We start from the raw sequence: 24326 nt of genomic DNA, 5'->3' as shown, positions 1-24326 counted from the left end.
TCATGCACGCACGCCAAGACCACCGTCTGGAACGCCTCGACGACCACTGGCTCCGCCTGCCCAACCGCTGGAACATCCCCGTCGAGATCTGCGCGGGTCCCGACGTCCCGCTCGAGCCGGCGGCCGTCGACGAGGTGCTCGCCGTCCTGGAGACCGCCGACACCCTCCAGCGGCTCGCCGAAGCCACGCCCGGCTACGACGGCGCCGAGCCGCGCATCACCCGGGTCGCCCTCACACCCGACTTCCACAAGGGCGCGGGCATCCCGATCGGCACGGTCGTCGAGACCCGCCACGCCCTGCTGCCCCAGGCCGTCGGGAACGACATCAACTGCGGCATGCGCCTGGAGGTCACCTCCCTGGACGTGGACGCGGTCAGGCCGCACCTGGACGCCCTCGAACGCAGGCTGCGCCACCTGTTCTTCGAGGGCGGCCGTGCGATCGCGCTGACGCCCGTCCAGCGGGAGGCGCTGCTGCGCGACGGCCTGCCCGGGCTGCTGCTGGCCGGCGGCCCGGCCCGCTGGGCGGGGCTCGAGCCCGACGATGCCGACGACGCCGTGGACCGCGTCCACGCCTCGGGGTTCCCGGCGGGCACGGCCGAGGCGTTCGCCGACTGGATCGGCAGCGCGGGCGCCGCGTCCGGGGAGGCCAGCAACGACGGGATCATCGGCGGCATCGGCGGCGGGAACCACTTCGTCGAGCTGCAGTACGTGGCGCGGGTGCACGACGCCGCGGCGGCGCACGCGTGGGGGCTGGCTCCGGGCAGGGTGGTGACGATGGCGCACAGCGGGTCGCTGTCGCTGGGCCACCAGGCCAACGGCACCGCGCTGGAGCGGCTCCGCGCGGGCTGGCCCGCCGGGCTGCCGCGCCCGCGCAACGGGATCATGCCGTTCCTGCCGGACGGCCGGCCGGAGGCCGGGGCGGCCCGGCGGCGCTACCTGGACGCCTTCGCCAACGCCGCCAACTTCGCGCTCGGGAACCGCTTCTTCCTGTCGCTGACGATGCGCGCGGGGCTGGCGGCCGAGTGCGGCGGGGCGTCCGCCCGGCTCCTGTACGACGCGCCGCACAACCTGTTCTGGCAGGACGGCCTGTTCGGCCCGGACGGCGGGGACGGTTCCGGCCGTGTCGTGCACCGGAAGGGCGCGACCCCGGCGGGCGGGCACGCCGACACCGAGGGCGGCCCGTTCGCGATGTGGGGCGAGCCGGTGATCGTCCCGGGGTCGATGGGGGCGGCCAGTTTCGTGCTGCGCGGGCAGGGCAGCGGGCGGACGCTCGGCAGCGCCTGCCACGGGGCGGGCCGCCGGGTGCCGCGCGGCGCGTCGGCGCGGGCGGACGACGCGGAGCTGGAGGCTTTCCTGCGGGAGTTCCGCGTGGTGACGCCGCTGGACCACCGCGACCCGGTGGTGGCGCGCCGGGCGGACGTGCTGGCGGCCTGGCGGCGCGACCTCAAGCAGGAGGCGCCGTGGGCCTACAAGGACATCGGCCCGGTGGTGTCGGCGCTGGCCGGGGGCGGGGTCGCCGCGCCGGTCGCCGAGCTGCGCCCGCTGCTGACGGTCAAGGGCTGATCATCCGCCCGTGTCAGCATGCACTTACAGGTGGGCTACGGTAGGGCCGCCAGGACCGTTCAGAGGTGCGTTCAAAGGTACGCGGGAGGCGCGCGTGGACTTCGACCTGCCGGAGAGCGCGATCGCGGTGCGCGAGGGCGTGCGGGCGATCGCCGGGAAGTACGGCCAGGACTACTGGGACGAGTGCGACACCGGCAAGCGGTGGCCCGAGGAGGTCTGGCGGGAGCTGGTGCAGGGCGGCTGGCACAGCCTGGCGATCCCCGAGGAGCACGGCGGCGCCGGTCAGGGCCTGCTGGAGCTGGCGGTGGCGCTGGAGAGCCTGGCCGCGGGCGGGGCGGGCGGCGCCGCCTCGTTCATGTACCTGCTCACTCCCGCCTTCGGCGGTCTCACGATCGACCGGCACGGCACCGAGGAGCAGAAGCGCGAGTTCCTGCCCGCGATCGCCGCCGGCCGGTTGGAGACCTGCTTCGCCATCACCGAGCCGGACGCGGGCAGCAACGCCATCGAGATCACCACCCGGGCCCGCCGCGAGCCCGGCGGCGACTTCCTGGTCGGCGGCCAGAAGATCTGGATCTCCGGGGTGGAGCGGGCCGACTTCATGGTGCTGGTCGCCCGGACGGTCCCGGCCGCCGAGGCCCGGCCGCGCACCGCCGGGTTCACCGTGCTGCTGGTGGACGTCAAGGAGGCGGTGGCGGACGGCACCCTCGCCTACCGGCCGATCCCCAAGCTGGGCACCAACACCGTCGCCTCCAGCATGGTCTTCCTGGACGAGGTCCGGGTGCCCGCCGACCGCGTCCTCGGCCAGGTCGACCAGGGCTTCGCCGTCCTGTGGGACATCCTCAACCCGGAGCGGATCCTGGCGGCGGCCGGGGGCGTGGGCTCGGGCGAGCTGGTGCTGGAGATCGCCTGCTCGTACGCGCGCGAGCGGGCGCCCTTCGGCAAGCCCATCGGGGCCAACCAGGGCGTCGCGTTCCCGCTGGCCAAGGTCAAGGCGCAGCTGGAGCTGGCCCGGCTGATGACCTACAAGGCCGCCTGGCTCTGGGACCGGGGGCGGCCGTGCGGCTCGGAGGCCAACATCGCCAAGCTGACCGCCTCCGACGCCGCCTGGCAGGCGGCCGACCGCGCGTTCCAGACGCACGGCGGCATGGCCTACTCGCTGGAGTACCCGGTGGCACGGATGTTCCGGGACGCCCGCATCGCCAAGAACATCCCGGTCGCCGAGGAGATGGTGCTGGCCCACATCGCCCAGCACGAGCTGGGGCTGCCCAAGTCGTACTGAACGGGCGCCCCTTCCCGCCGCCCGCACGGCGGAAACGGCAGGCCTTCGTTTCCGCCGTGTTAAGCGGACGTTAGAAATCGGGCCCTCCCTCTTTACGGGGGCCTGGTTGCCGGAGAGGCTCCCACCTGCAACGACTCCCGCAGGAGGTCTCCCCGTGACGACTCAGGCACCCCCGGCGCGCACCCCGTGGAAGGCGGTGCTCGGCGGTTCGGTCGGCAACATGGTGGAGTGGTACGACTGGTTCGTCTACGCCAGCTTCGCCACCTACTTCGCCGCCTCGTTCTTCCCCAAGGGCGATCCGACCGCCCAGCTGCTCAACACCGCCGGAATCTTCGCCGTCGGGTTCTTCATGCGTCCGGTCGGCGGCTGGCTGCTCGGCCGGTACGCCGACCGCAAGGGCCGCAAGGCGGCGCTGACGCTCACCGTGACGCTGATGTCGGGCAGCGCGCTGCTGATCGCGATCGCCCCGACCTACGACTCGGTCGGCTACTTCGGCGCCGCGGTGCTGCTGGTCGCCCGGCTCATGCAGGGCCTGTCGGTGGGCGGCGAGTACGCCGCCAGCGCCACCTACCTCACCGAGGCCACCCCGCCGGGCAAGCGCGGGTTCGCCTCCAGCTTCCAGTACGTGTCGATGACCGCGGGCCAGCTCGTCGGCCTGGGCCTGCAGATCGTCCTGCAGCGCACGATGTCGGAGGAGGCGCTGAACTCCTACGGCTGGCGGATCCCGTTCATCATCGGCGCCCTCGCCGCCGCCGTGGTGTTCTACCTGCGCCGCAACCTGCTGGAGACCGAGGCCTACGACGAGGAGGCCGGGGACGGCGCCGGGCACGCCCGCGGCGAGCGCGGCACGCTGCGCCAGCTGATGGTCTACAAGCGGGAGGCCGCGCTGGTCATCGCGCTGACCATGGGCGGCACGCTGGCGTACTACACCTACACCACCTACCTGACCAAGTACCTGTCCAACACCGCCGGGCTGGAGAAGTCGACCGCGACGCTGGTGAGCTTCTGCGCGCTGTTCATCTTCATGTGCGTCCAGCCGCTGGCCGGGGCGCTGTCGGACCGGATCGGCCGCCGCCCGCTGCTGATCACCTTCGGGGTCGGCGCGACCCTGGGCACGGTGCCGCTGATGACCGCGCTGTCGGGGGTGAACGGGTTCGCCGGGGCGCTCGCCCTGTCGCTGCTCGGGCTGATCATCGTCACCGGCTACACCTCGATCAACGCGGTGGTGAAGGCGGAGATGTTCCCCACCCACGTGCGGGCGCTGGGGGTGGCGCTGCCGTACGCGATCGCCAACGCGCTGTTCGGCGGGTCCGCCGAGTACGTCGCGCTGTGGTTCAAGAAGGCCGACATCGAGTCCGGGTACTACTGGTACGTCGCGGGCTGCGCCGCGGTGTCGCTGGTGGTGTACCTGTTCATGCGGGAGACCCGGGACGCGGCGCTGACCCGCAGGGAGCGCGGCCGGCACGCCGCCGATCCGGTCACCGCGCGCGTCTAACCTGGGCGCCATGCGCGTTCTCCTGGTCGAAGACGACGACCGGCTCGCCGGGGCGCTCACGACCGCGCTGGCCCGTCACGGGCACGAGGTCGAACGGGCCCGCCTGGCCGTCGACGCCCTCCGCCTGGCGGGGGGCGTCGACTTCGTGCTGCTCGACCTGGGCCTGCCGGACATGGACGGGCTGGAGGCGCTGCGCCGGGTGCGCAGGGTGTCGGTGGTGCCGATCATCGTGGTGACGGCCCGCACCGGGGAGCGGGACGTGCTGCGCGGGCTGCGCTCGGGCGCCGACGACTACCTGGTCAAGCCGTTCCGCACGGCGGAGCTGATGGCGCGGATGGAGGCGGTGGCCCGGCGCGGCACCCGCCCGCTGCCTGTGCGCGACCAGGTGGTCGCGGTCGGGGACGTCCGGATCGACCTGGAGACCCGGCGGGTCACGGTCGCCGGGCGGCCGGTGCCGCTGACCCGGCGGGAGTTCGACGTGCTGGCGCTGCTGGCGCGGGAGCCGGGGGTGGTGCGCAGCCGCGAGGAGATCCTGGACGCGGTGTGGGGCGATCCGCTGCTGGCCGCGTCGCGCTCGCTGGACGTGCACGTGGCGGGCCTGCGCGCGAAGACGTCCCGGCCGGGCCTGGTGGAGACGCTGCGCGGCACCGGCTACCGCCTGGGCCGCCTTGCCGCCCCCGGTCCCGGCCCCGATCCCGGGGACGGCGGGCCGGAGGGCTCCGGGGCACCATGAGACGGCGGCTGGTCACGACGTTCGCCGCGCTGATAGTCCTGGTGATCGCGGGCCTGGCGGTGCCGCTGGGCCTGGCCTACTCCTCCCACCGCACCGGGCGGCTGCTGCTGGACCGGCGCGCCGACGCGACCCGGTTCGCCGAGCTGGCCGACCAGTCGGTCCGGGAGGGCGACCTGTCCGGGCTGTCGGCCGAGATCTCCCGCTACGCCCAGCTGTACGGCGCGGCGGTGCGCGTCCGCGACCGGGACGGGACCGTCTTGGCCGAGGCCGGCGCGATAACGGGCGACGACGGGGCCGCGACCCGGCTGGCGCTGTCGGGCCGCACCACCGAGGACCTGCCCGCGGTGACCCCGTTCGGGCCCGGCACCGTGCTGATCGCCGAACCCGCGGGACGGGACGCCCAGCTGTCGGGCACGGTGCTGCTGCGCGCCCCGACCGACCACGCCCGCCGCGACGTGGGGCTGGTGTGGGGCGTCCTGGCGCTGGGCGCGCTGGCCGCGCTGGCCTGCTCGACGCTGGCCGCGCGCGGGCTGGCTCGGTGGATCCTGCGCCCGGTGACCGAGCTGGACCGCACGACCCGGGCGCTGGCCGGAGGCCACATGCAGGCCCGCGTCGGCCCGGACGTGGGCCCGTCGGAGCTGCGGCGGCTCAGGGAGCGGTTCAACGCGATGGCCGACGCCGTCTCCGCCGCCCTGGAGCGGCAGCGGGCGTTCGTCGCGGACGCCTCGCACGAGCTGCGCACCCCGCTGACCGTGCTGTCGCTGCGCCTGGAGAACCTCCAGCCGCATCTGGAGCGGGCGGGCGCGGCCGAGTACGAGGAGGCGCTGGCCGAGGTGGACCGGCTGGCCGCGCTCGTCGAGGACCTGCTCGCCCTGGCCAGGGTCGAGGCGGGCGCGGTCGTCCGGGACGTGGAGGTGGTGGCCGAGCTGCGGCCGCGGCTGGCGGCCTGGCGGGAGGTCTTCGCCGCCAAGGGGCTGACCCTGGTGACCGAGCTGCCGGAGTCCGCGCAGGTGACCGCGGTGCCGGACGCGGTCGCCCGGATCGCCGACATCGCCCTGGACAACGCGCACAAGTTCGTGCCCGCGGGCGGGACGGTGACGGTCCGGCTGGACGGCCGGGTGCTGCGGATCGCCGACGACGGCCCCGGCCTGACCGCGGCCGAGCGGGCCGAGGCACCGGGCCGGTTCTGGCGGTCCGGCGGGCACGCCAACGTCCCGGGCAGCGGCCTGGGCCTGGCGATCGCCGCGGAGCTGGCCGGCCGGTCGGGCGCGACCTTCGAGCTTCTCCCGAACGAGCCGCGCGGGCTCGCCGTCCGGCTGACCCTGCCCGGCGGCGACGGCGACGGCGCCCCCAGGCTGTAGGGGCCCTCAGCCGTAGACGGAGCGGTAGTAGCGGGCGGCTCCCGGGTGGAGCGGCACCGAGCCGGTGCCGATGGCGTACCGCTCGTCGAGCCTGCCGCCAGGGGCGTCGGGCGCCTGGAGCCGCTCCCGGCTGGAGAACAGGATCCGGGTGACCGAACGCACGTCCTCCGTCCCCATGGCGTCGCGGCAGACCAGGTAGCTGGGCGTCCCCACCGTGAGGACCCGGGCGGCCAGGCCGTACGAGCGGGCCGGGACGGACGCCTCCTCGTACATCGGCCCGTGCGCGCGGCGCAGCGGCCCCACCAGCTCGTCCAGGGCGATCAGCCGGATCGGCGTCACGCGGCGGAAGGCCTCCAGCGCGGGGGTGGGCACCCCGCCCGACCAGAAGAACGCCTCGATCTCACCGCGCCGCAGGGCGCCGAGCGACTCGTGCAGGCCCCGCCGGACGATGTGCGGGCGGCGGGCGCCCCGGCCGGTGGCGGCCACGGCCAGGATGCGCTCGGCGGTGACGGCCGTCCCGGACCCCTCGCCGCCGATCGACACGGTACGGCCCGCCAGATCGGCGGGGGCGGTGACCTGCGAGTCCGCCCGCACGATGAGGTGGACGTAGTTCATGTACAGGCGGGCGAGCGCGGCGACGGGCAGCCGCCGGGCCCGCACCGCGTCCTCGGCGCTGTCTGCCAGCGCGAACCCGAGGTCGGCACGGCCCTCGGCGAGCAGGGTCAGATTCGCCACGCTGGCGGCGGTCGGGATGACCCGGACCGCGAAGCCGTGCCCGCGCAACTCGGCCGCGAGCCGGGCGCCGAGCGCCTCGTACGGGCCGCCCGGCCCGCCGGTGGCGAGCCTCAGCACGCCCTTCCCGCCGCCGGACGCGCATCCGGCCGCCGCCGCGGGCGCGAGCGCCGACAGCGCGGCGGCGCGCAGCAGGGTCCGGCGTGACGGGGCCATCACCGCAGGCTACCCATCCGGGAGTGTTGCCCGGATCACAGCGAGGGCGCAGCATTGGAATGATGATCTCCCACCCCCGTCCCGCCCCTCAGCGCCGAGGAGACCCCCCATGCCCCAGCCTTACGCCAGCGCCGTGCTCAACGCCTCCGCCGACGACGTGTGGGCCTACCTGCGCGACTTCGGCAACCTCGCCGAATGGATGCCGGGCGTGCAGACCGGCATGATCGAGGACGGCGGCCCCGCCGACCGGATCGGCTGCGTGCGCCGGCTGATCGGCCCGGGCGACTCGGTGTTCCGGGAGCGGCTCAGCACCCTGGACGACGCCGGCCGCGGCTACGCCTACGAGATCCTCGAATGCCCGCTTCCGGTGCGCGACGCCCGGGGCCGGATCCGGGTGGCGCCGGTGACCGAGACCGGGCAGGCGTTCGTGGAGTGGTCCGGCGAGTTCACCGCGGACGCCGCCGACCGGGAGGCGATGGAGAAGACCTTCGCCAAGGGCATCTACGCCACCGGCCTCGGCGCCCTCCGCAAGCGCTTCGGCTGACCCGCTCCGGCCGCCCGGCCGTCCGGGCCCGCGGCCGGGGTCAGGTGAACCTCGGCGGGCGCTTCTCGCGGACGGCCGCGACGCCCTCGCGCACGTCCGGGCCCGTGAAGCCGAGGAACTCCAGCGCCAGCGACGCGTCGAAGGACGGGCCCGCCATCCGCAGCCAGTTGTTGAGCGCGTGCTTGGTGTGGCGGATCGCCTCGGCGGCGCCCGCGGCCAGGCGGCCCGCCACCTCCAGCGCCCGCTCGTGCACCTCGCCGTCGTCCACGCACAGGCTGACCAGGCCGATCCGCTCGGCCTCCGCACCGGTCAGGGTGTCGCACAGCAGCAGGTAGTACTTGGCCTTGGCCATCCCGCACAGCAGCGGCCAGACGATCGCGGCGTGGTCGCCCGCCGCCACCCCGAGCCGGGTGTGCCCATCGATGATCTTCGCGGTGCGGCCCGCCACCGAGATGTCGGCCAGCAGCGCCACCGCCAGCCCCGCCCCCACCGCCGGGCCCTGGATCGCGCTGACCACCGGCTTGGAGCAGTTGATCACGTTCATCACGATGTCGCGGGCCTCGCGCATGATCCGGGCGCGGGCGGCGTGGTCGGCCATCATCTCCTCGATCATGGCCAGATCGCCGCCGGCGGAGAACGCGGTGCCCTCGCCGCGCACCAGCACCGCGCGCACCCGGTCGTCGGCGTCCACGTCCCGCCAGATCTCCGCCAGCTCGCCGTGCCCGGCGGCGTCGACGGCGTTGAGCCTGCCCGGCGTGCTCAGCGTTATCCGCAGCACGCCGGGCCCCGCCCAGTCGAGCTTCAGCCGTTCGTAGGCTCCGTACCGGCCGCCCAGGACATCCCCGCTCATGCCGTGTCTCCCGCTCGCCTCATGCCGCCCACTCGCCTCATGCCGCGCGCAATCGTCGCACAGCGGAGGCCGTGGCCTCGACGCCGGCGAAGCGGTGCGGGGCGCCCCGCGTCAGCGCCCGCCGGCCTCGGCCACCAGCGCCTCGAACAGCCGGCGGTCGTCGCCCTCCTCCGGGTGCCACTGCACGCCCAGGCCGAACCGGTGCCCCTGCAGCTCGACGCCCTCCACCACGTGGTCGTCGGCTCGCGCCACCGGCGTCAGCCCCTTGCCCAGGCGGTGCACCGCCTGGTGGTGGTAGGTGGGCACCTCGGCCGAGTCCCCCATGATCTTGCCCAGTGCGCTGGTCGGGTCGATCTGCACCCGGTGGTGGCCGATCATCCCGAACTCGGGGGCGTGCCCCTCGTGCCCGACCGCCTCCGGCAGGTGCTGGATGAGCGAGCCCCCGCGCGCCACGTTCAGCACCTGCATGCCCCGGCAGACCGCCAGGAACGGCAGGTCGGCCTCGATCGCCGCGCGGACCAGCGCCAGCTCGAACCGGTCGCGCTGCGGCTGCGGCGGCCCCGTCTCGTGGTGCCGGCCGGCCCCGTACAGGTCTGGGTCGACGTCGCCGCCGCCGGCGAACACGATCCCGTCCAGCCGGGCGACCAGCGCGTCCACGCCGCGCAGGCCGGCGGTGGGCGGCACCATGACCGGGAAGCCGCCCGCACGCTCCACCGCGCGCACGTACGGCACGGGCAGCAGGGCGGCCTCCCGCACCCACACGCCCCAGCGGGCCGGTTCCAGATAGGTCGTAATGCCGATCAGCGGTGGAGTCTGGGCGGCGTCGCCGGGGCCGCCCGTAGCCCCTCGGGTCGCCTCTCGCATGCCTGTGTCCTCCCGTAGTGCGCTGGCCACGGCTCGGTTCCGAGGTGCGGTGGTCGCACCGCCTTCGCGGGTCATCATGACGTATGGCCCGACTTTCGGACCGGCCCTCCCCCGGCCTTGTCCCGGCCAGCTTGCCGCAAGCCCTTGACGCGCGCAGGCCGAAGGGCGTGGATCGCGGACCGTGGCCGGCCCCTCCCCTCCCGGTGTCCGGGACATCGACCCGCCACGACCGATGAATCCGAAAATCTTCCCCAAGGGTAGAGAATTTTGCACCACGGCGACAGGGGCAAGTCATCGCGGGACATGTAACGCTCGACACCCCATTCAGCCGCCCATTCACGGCCTTTATCGGCGTTTGATCAACGACAGCGTCGATACCGACGAGTATTCTTCGCCCGATCAAATCGGGACTCGTCACAGAGAATCCGGAATCAATCACCCAGGGTGATAGTGAGGTGATCCTTCCCTCGAACCTGTTGAGGACCAGGAACTTCTGGTGCGAGAATCTCAGCGAGCCGGGCACCCCGCACGCGCCGGAACCAGCGGAACCCGCGAGCCGATGACCGTAAAGGCCGGGAGGCGAGCTTGGCGAATGTCCTGGGAACCGCGCATCATCAAAGAAAGCTTTACCTGGCTCGAACCGATCGCCGATGACGCGATCGCCTATTTCTACGGCCGATTGTTCGCCGCCGAGCCACGGCTGCGGGCGCTCTTCCCGCCCGCCATGGACCTCCAGCGCGACCGGCTCTTCCGGGCCCTCACCGCGATCGTGTGGAGCATGGACAACCCGGGCGCGCTGGCCGACCGGCTCGGCCGGCTCGGCCGCGACCACCGCCGGTACGGGGTGCTGCCCGAGCACTACCCCGCCGTCGGCGCCGCGCTGATCGCCACGCTCCGCCGGTTCGGCGGCGCCGCCTGGACGCCCGAGGCCGAGGCCGCCTGGACCGCCGCCTACCGCACCGCCGCCGAGATCATGATCGCCGCCGCCGAGCGGGACGCCGCGCACGCCCCGCCCTGGTGGGTCGCCGAGGTCACCGGGCACGACCGCCGCGCCGACGACCTGGCCGTGCTCACCCTGCGGCCGGCCCGCCCGCTCCCGTTCGAGGCCGGCCAGTACGTCACCGTCCAGGTGGCGCGCTGGCCGCGGATCTGGCGGCCCTACTCCATCGCCGGGGCGCCCCGTCCCGACGGCACGCTCCGGCTGCACGTGCGCGCGGTACCGGGCGGCTGGGTCAGCGGGGCGCTGGTCCGGCACACCCGGCCCGGGCAGACGGTGCTGCTCGGCCCGGCGGCCGGCACCATGACCCTGGATCCCGGATCCCGCCGCGACCTGCTGCTGATCGCCGGCGGCACCGGGCTGGCCCCGCTCAAGGCCCTGGCCGAGCGGGTCGCGCTGTCCGGCCGCGACCGCGGCGTCCACCTGGTGGTCGCCGCCCGCACCGGGACCGGCCTCTACGACATGCCCGACCTGCTGGACCTCGCGGCCGCCTACCCGCGGCTGCGGATCACCACCGTGATCTCCGACGACCCCGACCACGACGGCCTGCGCGGCACCCCGCCAGGCGTCCTCGACCGGCTCCCGGCCCCGGACGAGCACGAGATCTACGTCGCCGGCCCCACCGAGATGATCAGAAGCACGGTGGCCGCCCTGCAGCGGCTCGGCGTCCCGCCCGCGCGCGTCCACCACGACCTGCTGGAGGCCGAGCACCTGGAGGTCAAGATCCCCGAAACCGAGCCCGCCGACGCCGAGCCGGTCACCAGCCCGCACGCTCCCGCAGAAACGCCTTCGTCTGCGGATCGGCCGGATAGAAGGACTCGATGGCCAACTCCGCCACCGTGATGTCCACGGGCGTGCCGAAGGTGGCGATCGTGCTGAAGAACGACAACTCCCGGTCGCCGTCCCGGATCCGCAGCGGCACCACGACCTCGTCCCCCGACGGCCGGGGAACGGGGTCGGCCCGCGGTTCGGCGGCGTCCGGATAGTCGCGCAGCTCGCGGTAGAGCTGCGCCAGCGCCGGATCGGCGGTCAGGGCGACATGGCGGCGCACCCGCTCGATCATGTGCGCCCGCCACTCGGCCAGGTTGACGATGTTCCGGGCCATGCCGCTCGGATGCATGCTCAGCCGCAGCACGTTCAGCGGCGGCTCCAGCAGCTCCGGCGGCGCGCCCGCCATGAAGATCGCCGCCGCCGCGTTGGCGTCGATCAGGTTCCAGAACCGGTCGACCACCACCGCCGGGTACGGCTCGTGCCCCTCCAGCACCTGCTTCAGCGCCGCCCGCACCGAGTCCATCCGCGGCTCGGCGATCGGCGTCTCGGCGTACACCGGCGCGTACCCGGCCGCGACCAGCAGCAGGTTGCGGTCGCGCAGCGGCACGTCGAGATGCTCGGCCAGCCGCAGCACCATCTCCCGGCTGGGCGCGGACCGGCCGGTCTCCACGAAGCTGAGGTGCCGGGTCGAGACGTCGGCGTCGGAGGACAGCTCCAGCTGGCTGAGCCGGCGCCGCTGCCGCCAGGCCCGCAACTGCTCGCCGACCGGCCGTACGTCGCTGAGTGAGGTCGTCATCGTCGTCACGAGGCCGACGCTATCCGGGCCCGGTCACAGCGGCGATGACCTCTCAGGTAATCAACCGGCCCTCTTCCGGTGGTCGGTATGGCCGCGGGATCGAGGCTCCGCGGCTCGTTGATCATGATGATGCGGGCGGTGCCGCCCGGAACGGGGTCGCCTACCGGCCCCGTCGATGCGGTGCCGGCGGGGCCGCTGCACGCGGCCGTGATCAGCACCGCGGCACAGGCCGCGACCGTTGCCTGGAAACGTCTTGTTCGGGTCACCGTCGGCCTCACATCAGCGGTTCGGGGCTACTGCCGATTCACAGTTCTTCGGGGTGGGCCGGCGGTGCGCCGATCGCGCCGCCCTCGCCGACGCCCTTGTGGCCTCCGGGGCCCGGGCCGGGGATCTCGAGGTGGCCGTACTCGATCGAGGGCACTTCGGTGGTGGTCGGGAGCAGGTAGTCCATGAACGTGGTGGCGAGGGGGTTGCCGTCGTCGTCGTGGGCGAGGTGTTCCAGCAGGGCGCCGCCGATGCCCTGGACGGTCCCGCCGGCGATCTGCCCCTCGACGACGTTCGGGTTGATCATCGGTCCGGCCGACTGTCCCGGCGGCAACGCCTCCGGCCGGAAGTAGGCCGGCTCCGCCAGTTCGGCGTGGTCGATTCCGGCGGACGGTGTTCCGCGCACGTGGGCGCGGGCGCGGGCGAGTTCGATGTCGCCCTCCACCGCCTCCAGGCGATGGGCGGCCAGCGCCACGATCTTCTCCCGCAGGATGCGGGCGGTCTCGGTGACCGCGCCGGCCGTCATGGATCCGCTTCGGCTGCCGCCGGTCCCCGCGCCGAAAGAGGTGATCGCGGGCCGTCGCCCGAGAACGCCATCCGGGTCCTGCCGTGCTCGTGGCGCGCCTGGCCCGCCGCCATCAGGTTCTCGCGCCGGTCCTCGATCCACTTGATCGCGACGGGGACCTTGCGCGCGGCCAGCATGACGCACATCTCCTCCCGCTGCGGGACGACCTTCTGGCCGAAGCCGCCGCCGGTGTCGCGCATGATGACCCTGACCGAGTGCTCAGGCAGCCCCAGGAGCCGTGAGCAGAACGCGCGCACCTCGTCCGAGGCCAGCGGCTGCCAGACCATGCCCGCGTCCCGGCCGAGCGAGGTGTACCACTGCTCCCGCACGTCCGGATTGAGGTCCCCGGCCAGGAACACCGCCTGCACCCCGGGCAGCTCCAGCGCCTGCGAGGTGTCGACGCGCGTGACGCGCGCCCGCGCGATGGGGCTCCGCACGAAGCAGGCGTGGAGCATCCCCGGCCGCGAGATGTCGTCCACGAAGGTGCCGTGCCCGGTCAGCAGGCGGCCGTCCTCCACTCGCTGGACCCGGGCGCCCGCGTAGCGGGCCGCGGCGGTCTCGGTCATGGACCTCGTTCTTTCGAGCTGGCAGGGAGGAGACCGCTCAGTCCCAGACCACGGGTAGCGAGTGGACCCCGAAGATGACCATGTCGGTGCGGAGCGGGATCTCGGTGGCGGGGACGGCGAGCCGCAGGCTCGGCAGGCGCGTGAACAGTTCGGCGAGTCCGATGCGCAGCTCGACGCGGGCGAGCTGCTGGCCCAGGCATTGGTGGACGCCGTGGCCGAAGCCCAGGTGCGGGGACCGGGGCCGGGTGAGGTCGAGCCGCTCGGGCGCGGACCAGCGCGCGGCGTCGCGGTTGGCGGTGGGGACCGAGACCAGGACGGTGGCGCCGGCCGGGATGGTGACACCGGCGACGGTCAGGTCCTCGGTGGCGATCCGGCGCGGTCCGGTGTGGACGATGGACAGGTAGCGCATCAGCTCTTCGACCGCGTTGTCGATCAGGGCGGGGTCGGCGCGCAGCGCGGCGAGCTGGTCGGGATGCTCCAGCAGCGCGAAGGTGCTCAACGCGAGCATGTTGGCGGTGGTCTCGTGTCCGGCGCCGAGCAGCGTGAGGCCGATGTCGACCAGCTCCGCGTCCGACAGGGGCGGGTCGGCGGCGAGGTCGCCGCGGATGAGACCGGAGAGCAGGTCGTCCCCGGGGTTCTCCCGCTTGGCGGCCACCAGCGTGCGCATGAACTCCAGCAGCCCGGCTCCCGCCCGTGCCTGCTCCTCCGCGGTGTTGCCGGTGTTGAGGGTGATCGCGCTGCGTTCCTGGAACTCCGCCCGGTCCCCGTAGGCGACACCGAGCAGTTCGCAGATCACCAGGGAGGGCAGGGGCAGCGCGAAGTCCGCGACCAGGTCGGCCCGGGTGCCCGCGGCGCGCATGGCCTCGATGAGCTCGACGGCGATCTCCTGGACCCGGGTCTCCAGGGCCTTCATGCGGCGCACGGTGAACTGGCTGATCAGCAGCCGCCGCAGCCGGGTGTGCTCGGGCGGGTCCATGAAGATGAACATGCCGTCCCCGCGCTCGCCCTCCTGGACCGGGCAGCCGGACGGCCCCTCGGCCACCTGCTCCGGTGTCAGGTTGAAGGAGCTGGTGCGCCGGATCACGTCGGAGCTGAACCGGACGTCGGACAGGACCGCGCGGGCCTCGTCGTAACCGCTGATCACCCACAGGTCCGCACCGTTGCGCAGCCGGATCTTCGAGACCGGCCCGTCCTCCCGCAGCCGCTCCCGCGCCGCCGGCGGGTCGAACGGGCAGCCCGGCCGCCGCTCGACCTGCTCGGGCGGGAAGGGGCGCTGCCCGATGATGGAGGCGGGGCGGTTGGCTTGTTTCGCGGTGCTCATCAATTTCCCTTCGGCAGAAAGAAAGACGACCTTCTGATTCAGCTGTCGACCGCGCTCGCAAGAAGAGCGTCTTTCCAGGGCTCGGTCATCGCCGGGCGCGAGATCGGCGCGAAGTCCTCGGCAGTGGGATTCTCCAGGTCCGGCCGGAACGCTCGATAGGTCCGGTCGTTCATCAGCATCGGCGTGTTGACCTGGGTGGGATGCACGGTGTTGACGCGGATGCCGTACTGCCCGAGTTCCAGGGCCAGCGTCCGCAGCAGCCCCACCACCCCGTGTTTCGCCGCGATGTAGTGACCGATGTGCTGGGCCCCTCGGAGGCCGCCGACCGAACTGGTCAGCACGATCGCGCCTCCGCGGCCGCCCTTGATGATGTGCGGAATCGCCGCCTTGACGCTGTGCCACACTCCGGTGAGGTTGATGTCAATGGTGCCTGCCAGACCTCCTCCTTCATCGTCTGCATGAGGTCGCCCGTGGCGCCGATGCCCGCGTTGGCCACGACGATGTCCAGCCGGTTCAGCTGCGCGACTCCTTCGTCCACGGCGGCCTTCAGTGCGCCGTGATCGCGCACGTCGGCCTGCGCGGCGACGGTCCGGCGGCCCTGCTTCTCGACCAGCGAGACGGTCTCGGCCAGGTCGTCCGGTGTGGGCATGGAGAACAGGACGCCCTCGACCTGCCGGCAGATGTCGACCGCGATGATGTCCGCGCCCTCCCCGCCCAGCTGTACCGCGTGGCTGCGCCCCTGGCCGCGCGCCGCCCCGGTGATGAAGGCGACCTTGTCCTCGACTCGTCCGGGCATCGCTACCTCGTTCCTGGTGCCGCACCGACATGGCTGCACGACTGATTTGGTCGGTTCGATCGATATGCGGCGCGTCAGTCGTCGCTGATCGCGATCGCGGCGGCGGGGCACAGCGCCTCGGCTTCCCTGGCGGCCTTCCACTGTGACCGCGATGGCCTGCGATCCAGCACTTCGACGATCCCGTCGTCCGCTCGCTGGTCGAACACCTCGGGAGCGGCCAATGCGCACTGCCCGGAGCCGACGCACCTTTCCCGGTCGGCCTCGATCTCCACGGTCACCACCTTCCTTTCGAGCGGTGCTCCTGTTCCCTTCATTTAAGAAGGTCTTCTTGCTTCTATCACAGGGAACTCAGCAGAGGAAGATCTGAGAAGATGCCGAGTAGGCCGGCTGGGCCGCGCACGGACCTTCGCGCGGCGACGCGCCGCTACCATCGCGGGCAGGACGAGATCGACTCGCACGGTGCCGCGTGCGCCCGGTCTCGCCTGCTGTGGACGACGCGGTACCGCCGTGCGGACGACAGGAAGACGATCACATGGACGCCAACACTCCGCTGCGCCGGCCTCGGCAGGCCGCGCGCCGGTCGACCGTCTCGCGGCGAGAGCAGGCCGATGCCACGCGCGTGCTGCTGCTGCGCACGGCCGAACGGCTCTACGCCGAGTACGGCCTCTCGGAGGTCTCCAACCGGCAGATCGTCGAAGCGGCGGGCCAGGGCAACAACTCCGCCCTGGCCTACTACTTCGGCTCCCGCGCCGAGCTCATCCGCGCCATCGCGAGTTTCCACGGCGAACCCATCGCGCGCCGCATCCAGCAACTGGTAGAGGAAGCACGCGACTCCACCGATCCCCGCGACCACATCGCCAGTCTCGTGCTGCCCTACACCGAGCACCTCGCCGAGCTCGGCCACCCGACCTGGTACGCGCGTTTCACCGCCCAGATCTGCGCCGACCCGACACTGGGCCCCGACGAGCTCGCCGCTCCCATGCAGGCTCCGCTGTTCCGGAAGGCGATCGTCTCGGTCCGGTCGCAAGCCCCCAGGCTTTCACCGAAGGTGGCGGCGCTGCGCAGCCAGAGCATGCGGCTCGTGGTCATTCACACCTGCGCCGAGCACGAACGCGCGGCGGCCTTCACGGGCCGGTCGGCGGACTGGACGATGATGGGTGACGCCCTCGTCGACATCGTCACCGGCATGCTCCTCGCCCCGCCCCACAGCCGCCCCACCCGACGGCGCCGTCCAAGCACCTCATGAGGCGGCACTGCATGACCGCACGGGCTCGTTCCTGACGAGCCTTGATTCCTTGACGGTTGACTCGGGACGATGCTACACAGTCGTTCAACATAAGCCGTGGGGCGCCACCAACGACGCGTGGCGCCCAACCTTGCCGACCGCGGGGACGCCGGCCGAGTCCCGAGCGCCCCCCGAAGAGGAATACGTCCTCGTCGACCGCGGTCTGCCACTTCGTCCGGACGCGATCACGGTCGGCGAGCTGCGGGGCTTCTCCGGCAGCGGACGCGAGGTCACCTACATCGCATACCCGGCCAAATCCTCCAACATCGACGTCTTCGCCGCCGACCTGCGCACCGGCAAGGCCCGCCGGCCCACCGCCCACCCCGAGTACGTCGACCCGGTCGACATCTCACCCGACGACAAATGGACGGTCGCGATGGACACCCGCGGCAGCGACCGGCTGATGTTCCTGGCCGGCATGCGCGGCATCCCGCCCATCACCGACCAGATCACCGCAATCTCGGCCGCCCGCAACAACGGGACGCGCCGGTTCTTCCAGCCCTACCTCATCGACCGGTTCGGCGACCGCGGCTCCTACGCGGGCCAGCGGATCAACGCCGCGGGCGATGGCAGCCCCGGCGGCACCAACGACCCCGCATGGAACGGCCGAGCCGATCCCAAATGGTCACCCGACGGCACCCGCATCGCCTACTGGCAGGCGCTGACCGTCCCACCCGCCTGCGGCGGCCACAACCCGCTGCCCTGCCATCCCTCCACCGCCCTCGGCGTCCGGACGAACGCATGATGATCGCCCACCTCACCAGCCGCAGGGCACCTACACCCTGGACGGCAGGAAGTCCGGCTCGGCCACGGTCACCATCACCGAGAACAGCACCCGCACCGCCATCACCTACCACGACTACTCCGACGACGGCGCTCTCGTCATCAACGGCACCGAGAGCGTGACGGTGCAGCATTTCTGCCGTGACGGGGTCCCGAGGAGAACGATGACGATCTGTTGCTGGATGGCTCGTGGCCGAAAGCACCCCCAACACGACGGCCACGACCTCGACGTCGAGACCGAGGAGTAGGACCGGAGCCCATCTTTGCTGGGCCTTGACGACTCTCGGCCGCCGTCGCGGCGTGGCTGACCTTGTCCGGACCTTGCCGTCCTGTCGCCGCAGCAACCGGCACGACTGCCGGCACGGCCACCGTGAACCTGCCGCAAACACAGCCCCGATCCGGGTTCAGAGCGTCGCGAGGAGTCTCGACCTGACGTTCAGCGAGTCAACCGACCACTTCCTCGGACGAGGAGGCAGGCATGGGGATACGCCAAGCGATCACTCCTGCGGCCGTGAGTCCTGTGATGGCGAGAAGGCTGCTGGTGAGGAACGGGTCGGTGCCCTTCAAGGCGGGGGCGAACCCGATGCCGACGTAGAGGGTGATCCCGGTGGAGCCTCCGAGTTGGTCAGCGGCTCGCTGGACGCCGGATGCGATACCGGCGTCGTTCTCGGTGGCCCCGGTCACCGCGGCGTACTGCAGGCCGACCAGCCCGAAACCCATGCCGGCGGCGATGAGCAGCATCGCCGGGATCATCGCGAGGGCATTGGCTTCAAGGTGTGCGGCGAGGGCGATGGCGGCCATGGCCGAAACCGTGAAGCCGATCCCGGCCAGGGCACAGATCTGAGCGCCCCAACGTCCGAGCAACTGCGGAACGAAGATCGACGCCGCGATGAGAGCCACGGCCAAGGGCAACATCATCAGGCCCGCTCCGAGCGGGCTCAGCCCCAGCCGATCCTGCAGGTAGTAGGTGAACAGCAGGAAGGATGTGGACAGTGCTGCGCTCAGGAGAGCGGTCGCAAGGTTCGCCAGCACCCGGGGCCGGCTGCGAAAGAACCCGAGCGGGACGAGTGGGTCGGCCGCGTGACGCTCGACCATGACGAACACGATCCCGGCGATCACCGCGCCGGACAGTGCCGCGGGCGGTAGCCACGCAAGCGCGCGGTCTTCCTCTCCCGCCTCGACGATCCCGAGGGTGAACAGCAGCGGAGCCGCGGTCAGCAGAAGCGCTCCGGGCAGGTCCAGCGGGGTGCGCTCGACCGGCGGATCCGCCGGGACGAGAAGGATCACCGCGCAGAGCACGAGCAGGATGAACGGCACGGACACCAGGAAGATCCACCGCCATCCGAACAGTTCGGTGATGATCCCGGAGAGCACGAAGCCCAGGACCAGGCCGCAGCTGGCCACCGCCGCCCATAGGCTCAGCGCTCGCGACCGGCGCGGCCCCTCCGGGAACATGAGCACGATCACCGCCATCGCCGCCGGCAACGCGATGGCTTCTCCGGCTCCCTGCAGCAGTCTCGCCGCGACGAGCGCGGGGAACGACGGAGCCAGCCCGGCCAGCAGCGACGCGGCCCCGAAGACCGCCGTGCCGAGCAGGAGGACGCGGCGCCTGCCGAGTACGTCACCGAGCCGGCCGCCGAGCATCAGCAGCCCGCCGCCGGTGATGGTGTATCCGACGACCACCCAGGTCAGCTGCCGGCCGTTCGCGCCGAAGCCGGCCCCGATCGAGGGCAAGGCGACGTTGACCACGGTCACGTCGACCGCGATGAGGAATTGCAGCATGGCCATGCAGCACAGCACCAGCCACGCCCGCACCGGGGACGAGGAGTTCCGGCGCGAAGAGAGAATGTCTGGAAGCACTTGGACGCTCCGTTGCTCGGAAGGAGAATTCCGGGCAGCACAAAGGTGCCGCTCCGGTTCGACCACGAAGCGACGGAACGTTCAGCAGAAGTGAGAGGAACGCTCCGCCGCTAGCGGAGCGTCCTTGTCACAGCGGCGGCAGCGGATGAAGCACCGGACATGAGCCCGATCCTAACGGAGCCGTTGGCAGGCGGGCGGTTGCGGACTGCCGGTGAAGGCATCCGACGGGCAGTTCCTCAGGTGGCCGGGTTGGAGGCGGGTGCCCCGCCGAACAGAGCCGCCGCAGTCTGACACATGCCGTCCGCGGCCGCCCATTTCGCGGCCAGGGACGCCGGCTCTGGTCAGGAGTCAGGAAGGGAAGCGAGTCGTTCGGCGAACCTGGTCGAGGGCGGTCAGGATGCTGTCGAGGCGACCGTCCTTGGGGTCGGCGACGAACTCCAGGACGGCGTGGTCGAACGCCGCCGCCATGACGGTCGGCATGGAGTCGGAGGCGTCGAAGCGTACGGTCTGCGCGCTCGTGAGAGTCTGGGCGATGCGCTGGGAGAGCCGGTCAGGGTAGTGATCGGGCGGGACGGCGCGGTTGAGCGAGAACGCACCGCTGCCCGCTCGTTTGATCCAGATCTCCTGGGCGTGGGCGGTCGTGAGGTAGGAGATGAGCCTGCGGGCCGCGGGAGTGTCGCGGAACACACCGAGGACGTCGCCGCCGATCTCGACCGCCCGGCGGCCGGGGAAGGGGATGAAGTCGTAGTCGCGGCCCGCCTGCGGGCGACTCGCGGCCTGGCCGTAGAAGCCGGTGACGAAGGAGCCCGCGTGTTCGAGGAGGCATCCCGGCGGATCGGTGAACATCGGTGCTCCGGCCTGACCGTAGCCGGTGAGCAGGATGCCCTTGGTGCCGCCGCGGGCGCCGCCGACGACCGAGCCGAACGCCCGCCAGGCGTTCCGTACCGGCTCGGAGGTCCACGGCAGGCGTCCGGAGACCCAGGCGTCGTAGACCTCCGGGCCGGACTCGTGCAGCAGGATGTCCTCGATCCAGTCGGTGCCCGGCCAGCCCGAGTTGGACGTGTCGGCAAAGCCGAGGCACCAGGGGCGGGCACCGGTCGCGGCCGTGGCCTTGGCGAGGTCGTCCCAGCTTCGAGGCGGTGCGGTGAGCCGGTCTCGAAGCCCGGACGGGATCGTTCGCGGGTTGTACCAGATGAGGCTCTTCACCGTCGCCTTGACGACGATTCCGTACGGACGACGACCGCCGTCCGGCCCGGCGGCGGTGGTCAGACCGTTGTCGGTACCTTGCGGAACGCCGCTGATGGGACGCAGGTCGCCGCCGGCCGCATAGCGGCGGAGGTCGCCGATGTTGGCCAGCACGGCCGTGTCCGGCGGGTGGCCGTCGTGCAGTTCGCTGGCCAGCACCGCACGGGCGTCCCGGGTGCCGGTGTAGTCGACGTGGATGCCGGTGCGCTTCTCGAAGTCGGCCAGCACCGCCCGGAACGAGGCCTCCTCTTCCCCGGTCCAGGAGCCGAGCACGGAGACGTTCGTGTCCGAGCCGGAGCCGCCGCAGCCGGCGAGGACGAAACCGCAGAGCAGCAGGAGAGCCGTCAGAAGTCGCACGATCATCCCCGGTACTCGCGAAGCCGGAGCACGAAGCCCATCGCGGCCAGGCCCGCCACCGCAAGGGTCAGCAGCGGCAGCCCCACGGTCAGGCCATCGGTGTCCCCGGCGTCCGCGAGCCGGGCCGTGAGCGGCCGGCGCGCACGGTCGGCCGCCGCGACGTTCAACCCGCCGGTCAGGTCGGCGCTACGGCCCGCCCTCAGCGCACCGGCACCGGAGTCGGCCATGGCGATCTGGGTCTGCCAGACGCGGTCGAGGGCGGACAGTTCCTTGTCGTAGGCGTGGGCGAAGGCACGTTGGGTCTGGACGAGCGTGACCGTCGTCCATATGACCAGCACGGACAGCACGACGCAGGCGGTCAGGAGCGGCACGTTGAGAACGCGTCGGAATCGCCGGGCCATCGAAACCTGCGCGTATCCCAGCGCCGCCATGAGCACGACCCCGACCGCAATGGGGGCGATCACGACACCTGTGCCGGTCCAGGCGGAATGGCGCCGCTCTTCGATGGCCTGCCGGTCCCGCCGGGCGATCTCGTCGATCCTGGCCAGCAGCCCACCGTCACCGTGCAGCAGATCGGAGGCGTAGCTCAGATACGCGAAACCGAGCTCCTCCATTCCTTGCCGGTATGTGGCATCGGCCTGTTCCACAAGCCCCTGATATGTGACGACCTGAGCGTTCACCGCGCGCAGCAGGTCGCGGCCGGTGGCGCCACCGCGGTCGATCGCGGCCATGCTCGCGAGGCTTTGTCCGGCCGTCGTGAGGTCGTCCCGAAACCGCTGACCAGGGCCGATGAGTTTGGCCGCCCCGGAACGAAAGCTCTGCCATGCGGCCCGGTCGGCATCCGACAACGCGGCACGGGCGGCACGGGCGCTGACATATGCGGGAACGCCTCGCTCCCGTGCCGTTGTCACCGCCCCCTGGCCGCCCACCGAGACAATCGTTGCGACCAGCCAGAACAGCAATGCCAGCACTACGACCAGAGCCATCACCGACCAGAGCCAACGCGGTGTACTCCATTTCCGCGGAACCGCTCGAACAGCGAGTGACACGCAAGTCACAGTAGACCAAGAATCCGCCGTCGATCAGGTTCCGGTCGGGCCGGTTTCGGCCCCAGAACCCAGAAGCCACGGCGAGCCGCCAAGTGGGCGGTTGAGATCGCCGCTGAGGCTTACGCTTCAACCGGGGTCCCCCGGCGGCGTCCATCTCCTTCGAGGGTGAGCCCCGGTCGGTGTCCGGTGTACACACCCGCAGCAATGTTAGGGCCGGAGAGGACCGGCACAGGGTTGAATGCTAGGCGCCATGCATGCGAGGGCTCGCTGAGAATCAATGCGTACCACCTAAATGGTCGAAGTCGCGACGTCTGTTCACAGGCCCGTCCCGGTGTCCGTTGGGGTTTCCTTGTGAACACCGGTATGCCGTACTCACGGCCGCAGCAGTTGCCGCACCCGTGCTGCCTCGCGGGTGAGGTGGTCTCGCTCCGGCACGCTGGTCGCTGCGCGGGAGGCCTCGGCATACAGCTCGGCGGCGTGCTCGAGGTCACCGGCCCGTTCCTGCAGATATGCCGTCACCGCGGTGTAGCGGGGCAGGTCGGGGTCCACCTCAGCCAGCGCCGCCAGGCCGGCCCGCGGTCCGTCGGCCTCGCCGACGGCCACCGCGCGGTTGAGGCGCGCCACCGGGCTGTCGGTGAGGAGCAGCAGTTCGTCGTACCACTCCACGATCTGCACCCAGTCCGTCTCGGAGGTGCTCGGGGCGTCCGCGTGCAGGGCGGCGATCGCGCCCTGCGCCTGGTATTCGCCCAGCCGGTCGCGGGCCAGCGCGGCCTGCAGAATCGTCACCCCCTCGGTGATCAGCCCGGTGTCCCAGCGCGATCTGTCCTGCTCAGCAAGCGGCACCAGGCGGCCTCCGGGGCCGGTGCGAGACTCGCGGCGCGCATGGTGCAGCAGCATGAGCGCGAGCAGCCCCGCGACCTCGGGCTCGTCGGTCAGGGCGACGAGGTGGCGGGTGAGGCGGATCGCCTCGGCCGCCAGGTCGACGTCCCCGCCATACCCCTCGTTGAACACGAGGTAGAGCACGCGCAGCACGGTGGCGACGTCACCGGGCCGGTTGAACCCGACGGATGAGACGGTCCGCTTGGCCCTGCTGATGCGCTGGGCCATGGTCGCCTCCGGCACGAGGTAGGCCTGCGCGATCTGCCGCGTGGTCAGGCCGCCGACCGCGCGCAGCGTGAGCGCGACGGCCGACGCCGGTGTCAGGGACGGGTGCGCGCACAGGAAGTACAGCTGGAGCGTGTCGTCCGCCATCTCGGCCGGGCCGGGCACGGGCTCGCTCTCGACGAGCACCTCGCGGTGCCGTCGGGAGGTATCGGCGCGGGCCGCGTCGAGGAACTTACGCCAGGCCACGGTGACCAGCCAGCCCTTGGGGTCCCGCGGCGGGTCGTCCGGCCACACGCGCACTGCCTCTACCAAGGCGTCCTGCACGGCATCCTCGGCCGCCGCGAAGTCTGCTCCGCGACGGACGAGGATGCCGATGACACTGGGGGTAAGGCTCCGCAGCAGTGCCTCGTCCACCGTGCGTCACTCCGTGACGGTCGGATGCGCGGCCAGGAACGGTCGCACCTCGAGCCACTCGTGGATCGGCTTTCCACCCGCCCCCGGAGCCGCGGACAGCTCGCCGGCCAGTTCGAGGGCCCGCTCGTAGGTCTCGACGTCGATCACCATCCAGCCGGCGATCAGGTCCTTGGTCTCCGCGAACGGGCCGTCGGTGACCGGCGGCCGCCCCTCGCCGTCGTAGCGGACGAACGTGCCCTCCGGGGAGAGCGCCTGGCTGTCGACGAACTCGCCGGTGGCCTCGAGCCGAGCGGCGAAGTCCTGCATGTACCGCACGTGGGCCGACACCTCCTCCGGCGTCCACCGGTCCATCGGCACGTCGTTGACCGATGCCGGCGCGCCCCGGTAGTGCTTGAGCAGCAGGTACTTGGCCATCATGTTCTCCTTGGTGCGGTACGGCCCATTGTGGCCGTGTTCAATGCAGGGACGGAGCCGCGCGCGGGTTCTCGACATCCCACCGAGAAATTTCCTGGCGGAC

At 72.0% G+C, this 24326-nt stretch carries 22 protein-coding genes and 1 pseudogene; 9 read left to right on the top strand and 14 right to left on the bottom strand.

What is annotated here, in order from left to right:
- The first annotated feature begins 2 nt into the window (after window positions 1-2).
- From ABD340_RS04240 to ABD340_RS04220, 5 genes are all read left to right on the top strand, one after another.
- Entirely contained in the window at window positions 3-1562 is a 1560-nt protein-coding gene (locus ABD340_RS04240; RefSeq protein WP_344587081.1) for an RtcB family protein, read from the top strand.
- 94 nt (window positions 1563-1656) lie between these two features.
- Window positions 1657-2841 carry an acyl-CoA dehydrogenase family protein gene (locus tag ABD340_RS04235; protein WP_344587080.1) on the top strand — a complete coding sequence of 395 codons (1185 nt, stop codon included), beginning with the start codon at window positions 1657-1659 and terminating at the stop codon, window positions 2839-2841.
- Between the two features lie 154 nt (window positions 2842-2995).
- Entirely contained in the window at window positions 2996-4336 is a 1341-nt protein-coding gene (locus tag ABD340_RS04230) for an MFS transporter (RefSeq protein ID WP_344587079.1), read from the top strand.
- A 10-nt stretch (window positions 4337-4346) separates the two neighbouring features.
- A complete protein-coding gene (locus ABD340_RS04225; RefSeq protein ID WP_344587077.1) occupies window positions 4347-5069 on the top strand; it encodes a response regulator transcription factor in 723 nt (240 codons plus the stop codon).
- Entirely contained in the window at window positions 5066-6430 is a 1365-nt protein-coding gene (locus ABD340_RS04220; protein ID WP_344587076.1) for a sensor histidine kinase, read from the top strand. The genes ABD340_RS04225 and ABD340_RS04220 overlap by 4 nt, the downstream gene beginning before the upstream one ends.
- A 6-nt stretch (window positions 6431-6436) precedes the next feature.
- Here ABD340_RS04220 and ABD340_RS04215 read toward each other — a convergent pair whose 3' ends face one another.
- Complete coding sequence (locus ABD340_RS04215; RefSeq protein WP_344587075.1) at window positions 6437-7378, bottom strand: TAXI family TRAP transporter solute-binding subunit; 942 nt, start codon at window positions 7376-7378, stop codon at window positions 6437-6439.
- 109 nt (window positions 7379-7487) lie between these two features.
- On the opposite strand from ABD340_RS04215, the gene ABD340_RS04210 reads away from it, so the two are divergent.
- Entirely contained in the window at window positions 7488-7922 is a 435-nt protein-coding gene (locus ABD340_RS04210) for an SRPBCC family protein (protein ID WP_344587074.1), read from the top strand.
- 40 nt (window positions 7923-7962) lie between these two features.
- Here the strand turns inward: ABD340_RS04210 and ABD340_RS04205 are convergent, their stop codons facing one another.
- Together ABD340_RS04205 and ABD340_RS04200 are read right to left on the bottom strand one after the other, a co-directional pair.
- Entirely contained in the window at window positions 7963-8772 is an 810-nt protein-coding gene (locus ABD340_RS04205) for an enoyl-CoA hydratase/isomerase family protein (protein WP_344587073.1), read from the bottom strand.
- A 111-nt stretch (window positions 8773-8883) separates the two neighbouring features.
- Window positions 8884-9636, bottom strand: coding sequence for a gamma-glutamyl-gamma-aminobutyrate hydrolase family protein (locus ABD340_RS04200; protein WP_344587072.1), 753 nt, complete (start codon window positions 9634-9636; stop codon window positions 8884-8886).
- 592 nt (window positions 9637-10228) lie between these two features.
- On the opposite strand from ABD340_RS04200, the gene ABD340_RS04195 reads away from it, so the two are divergent.
- Window positions 10229-11476 (top strand): globin domain-containing protein, encoded by a 1248-nt coding sequence (locus ABD340_RS04195; RefSeq protein ID WP_344587071.1) that lies wholly within the window; start codon window positions 10229-10231, stop codon window positions 11474-11476.
- Here ABD340_RS04195 and ABD340_RS04190 read toward each other — a convergent pair.
- The 6 genes and pseudogenes from ABD340_RS04190 to ABD340_RS04165 form a co-directional block, all read right to left on the bottom strand.
- On the bottom strand, window positions 11391-12200 hold the full coding sequence (locus ABD340_RS04190) for a helix-turn-helix domain-containing protein (RefSeq protein WP_344587146.1): 810 nt from the start codon (window positions 12198-12200) through the stop codon (window positions 11391-11393). The genes ABD340_RS04195 and ABD340_RS04190 overlap by 86 nt on opposite strands.
- 304 nt (window positions 12201-12504) lie before the next feature.
- Window positions 12505-12990, bottom strand: coding sequence for a molybdopterin cofactor-binding domain-containing protein (locus ABD340_RS04185; RefSeq protein ID WP_344587070.1), 486 nt, complete (start codon window positions 12988-12990; stop codon window positions 12505-12507).
- Entirely contained in the window at window positions 12987-13595 is a 609-nt protein-coding gene (locus tag ABD340_RS04180) for a molybdopterin cofactor-binding domain-containing protein (RefSeq protein WP_344587069.1), read from the bottom strand. Before ABD340_RS04180 ends, ABD340_RS04185 begins: the two co-directional genes overlap by 4 nt.
- 37 nt (window positions 13596-13632) lie before the next feature.
- Entirely contained in the window at window positions 13633-14916 is a 1284-nt protein-coding gene (locus ABD340_RS04175) for a cytochrome P450 (protein ID WP_344587067.1), read from the bottom strand.
- Window positions 14917-15119: 203 nt separating this feature from the next.
- Window positions 15120-15712: pseudogene (locus ABD340_RS04170) on the bottom strand (mycofactocin-coupled SDR family oxidoreductase); the annotation flags it as partial.
- A 74-nt stretch (window positions 15713-15786) separates the two neighbouring features.
- Complete coding sequence (locus ABD340_RS04165) at window positions 15787-15984, bottom strand: ferredoxin (RefSeq protein WP_344587066.1); 198 nt, start codon at window positions 15982-15984, stop codon at window positions 15787-15789.
- A gap of 260 nt (window positions 15985-16244) precedes the next feature.
- On the opposite strand from ABD340_RS04165, the gene ABD340_RS04160 reads away from it, so the two are divergent.
- Both ABD340_RS04160 and ABD340_RS04155 read left to right on the top strand, forming a co-directional pair.
- The gene (locus ABD340_RS04160) at window positions 16245-16958 is read left to right on the top strand and encodes a TetR/AcrR family transcriptional regulator (RefSeq protein ID WP_344587065.1); all 714 of its coding nucleotides are present in this window, start codon (window positions 16245-16247) and stop codon (window positions 16956-16958) included.
- A gap of 130 nt (window positions 16959-17088) precedes the next feature.
- Window positions 17089-17742 (top strand): TolB-like translocation protein, encoded by a 654-nt coding sequence (locus ABD340_RS04155; RefSeq protein WP_344587064.1) that lies wholly within the window; start codon window positions 17089-17091, stop codon window positions 17740-17742.
- A 482-nt stretch (window positions 17743-18224) separates the two neighbouring features.
- Here ABD340_RS04155 and ABD340_RS04150 read toward each other — a convergent pair whose 3' ends face one another.
- The 5 genes from ABD340_RS04150 to ABD340_RS04130 all read right to left on the bottom strand — a co-directional run bounded on the left by ABD340_RS04150 (window position 18225) and on the right by ABD340_RS04130 (window position 24223).
- Complete coding sequence (locus ABD340_RS04150) at window positions 18225-19640, bottom strand: MFS transporter (RefSeq protein ID WP_344587063.1); 1416 nt, start codon at window positions 19638-19640, stop codon at window positions 18225-18227.
- A 348-nt stretch (window positions 19641-19988) separates the two neighbouring features.
- Window positions 19989-21242, bottom strand: coding sequence for an ABC transporter substrate-binding protein (locus tag ABD340_RS04145; protein WP_344587062.1), 1254 nt, complete (start codon window positions 21240-21242; stop codon window positions 19989-19991).
- A 2-nt stretch (window positions 21243-21244) separates the two neighbouring features.
- Complete coding sequence (locus tag ABD340_RS04140; RefSeq protein WP_344587060.1) at window positions 21245-22231, bottom strand: hypothetical protein; 987 nt, start codon at window positions 22229-22231, stop codon at window positions 21245-21247.
- 432 nt (window positions 22232-22663) lie between these two features.
- Entirely contained in the window at window positions 22664-23809 is a 1146-nt protein-coding gene (locus ABD340_RS04135; protein WP_344587059.1) for an RNA polymerase sigma factor, read from the bottom strand.
- Window positions 23810-23815: 6 nt separating this feature from the next.
- Window positions 23816-24223, bottom strand: a complete 408-nt coding sequence (locus ABD340_RS04130; RefSeq protein WP_344587145.1) for a YciI family protein — start codon at window positions 24221-24223, stop codon at window positions 23816-23818.
- Window positions 24224-24326 lie beyond the last annotated feature (103 nt).

Source organism: Actinomadura vinacea (assembly GCF_039532545.1).
In the GTDB taxonomy this organism is placed as follows: Bacteria; Actinomycetota; Actinomycetes; order Streptosporangiales; family Streptosporangiaceae; genus Spirillospora; species Spirillospora vinacea.
The sequence above is the reverse complement of the archived record's forward strand: the minus strand, read 5'-3'. Positions and strand labels throughout refer to the sequence as shown.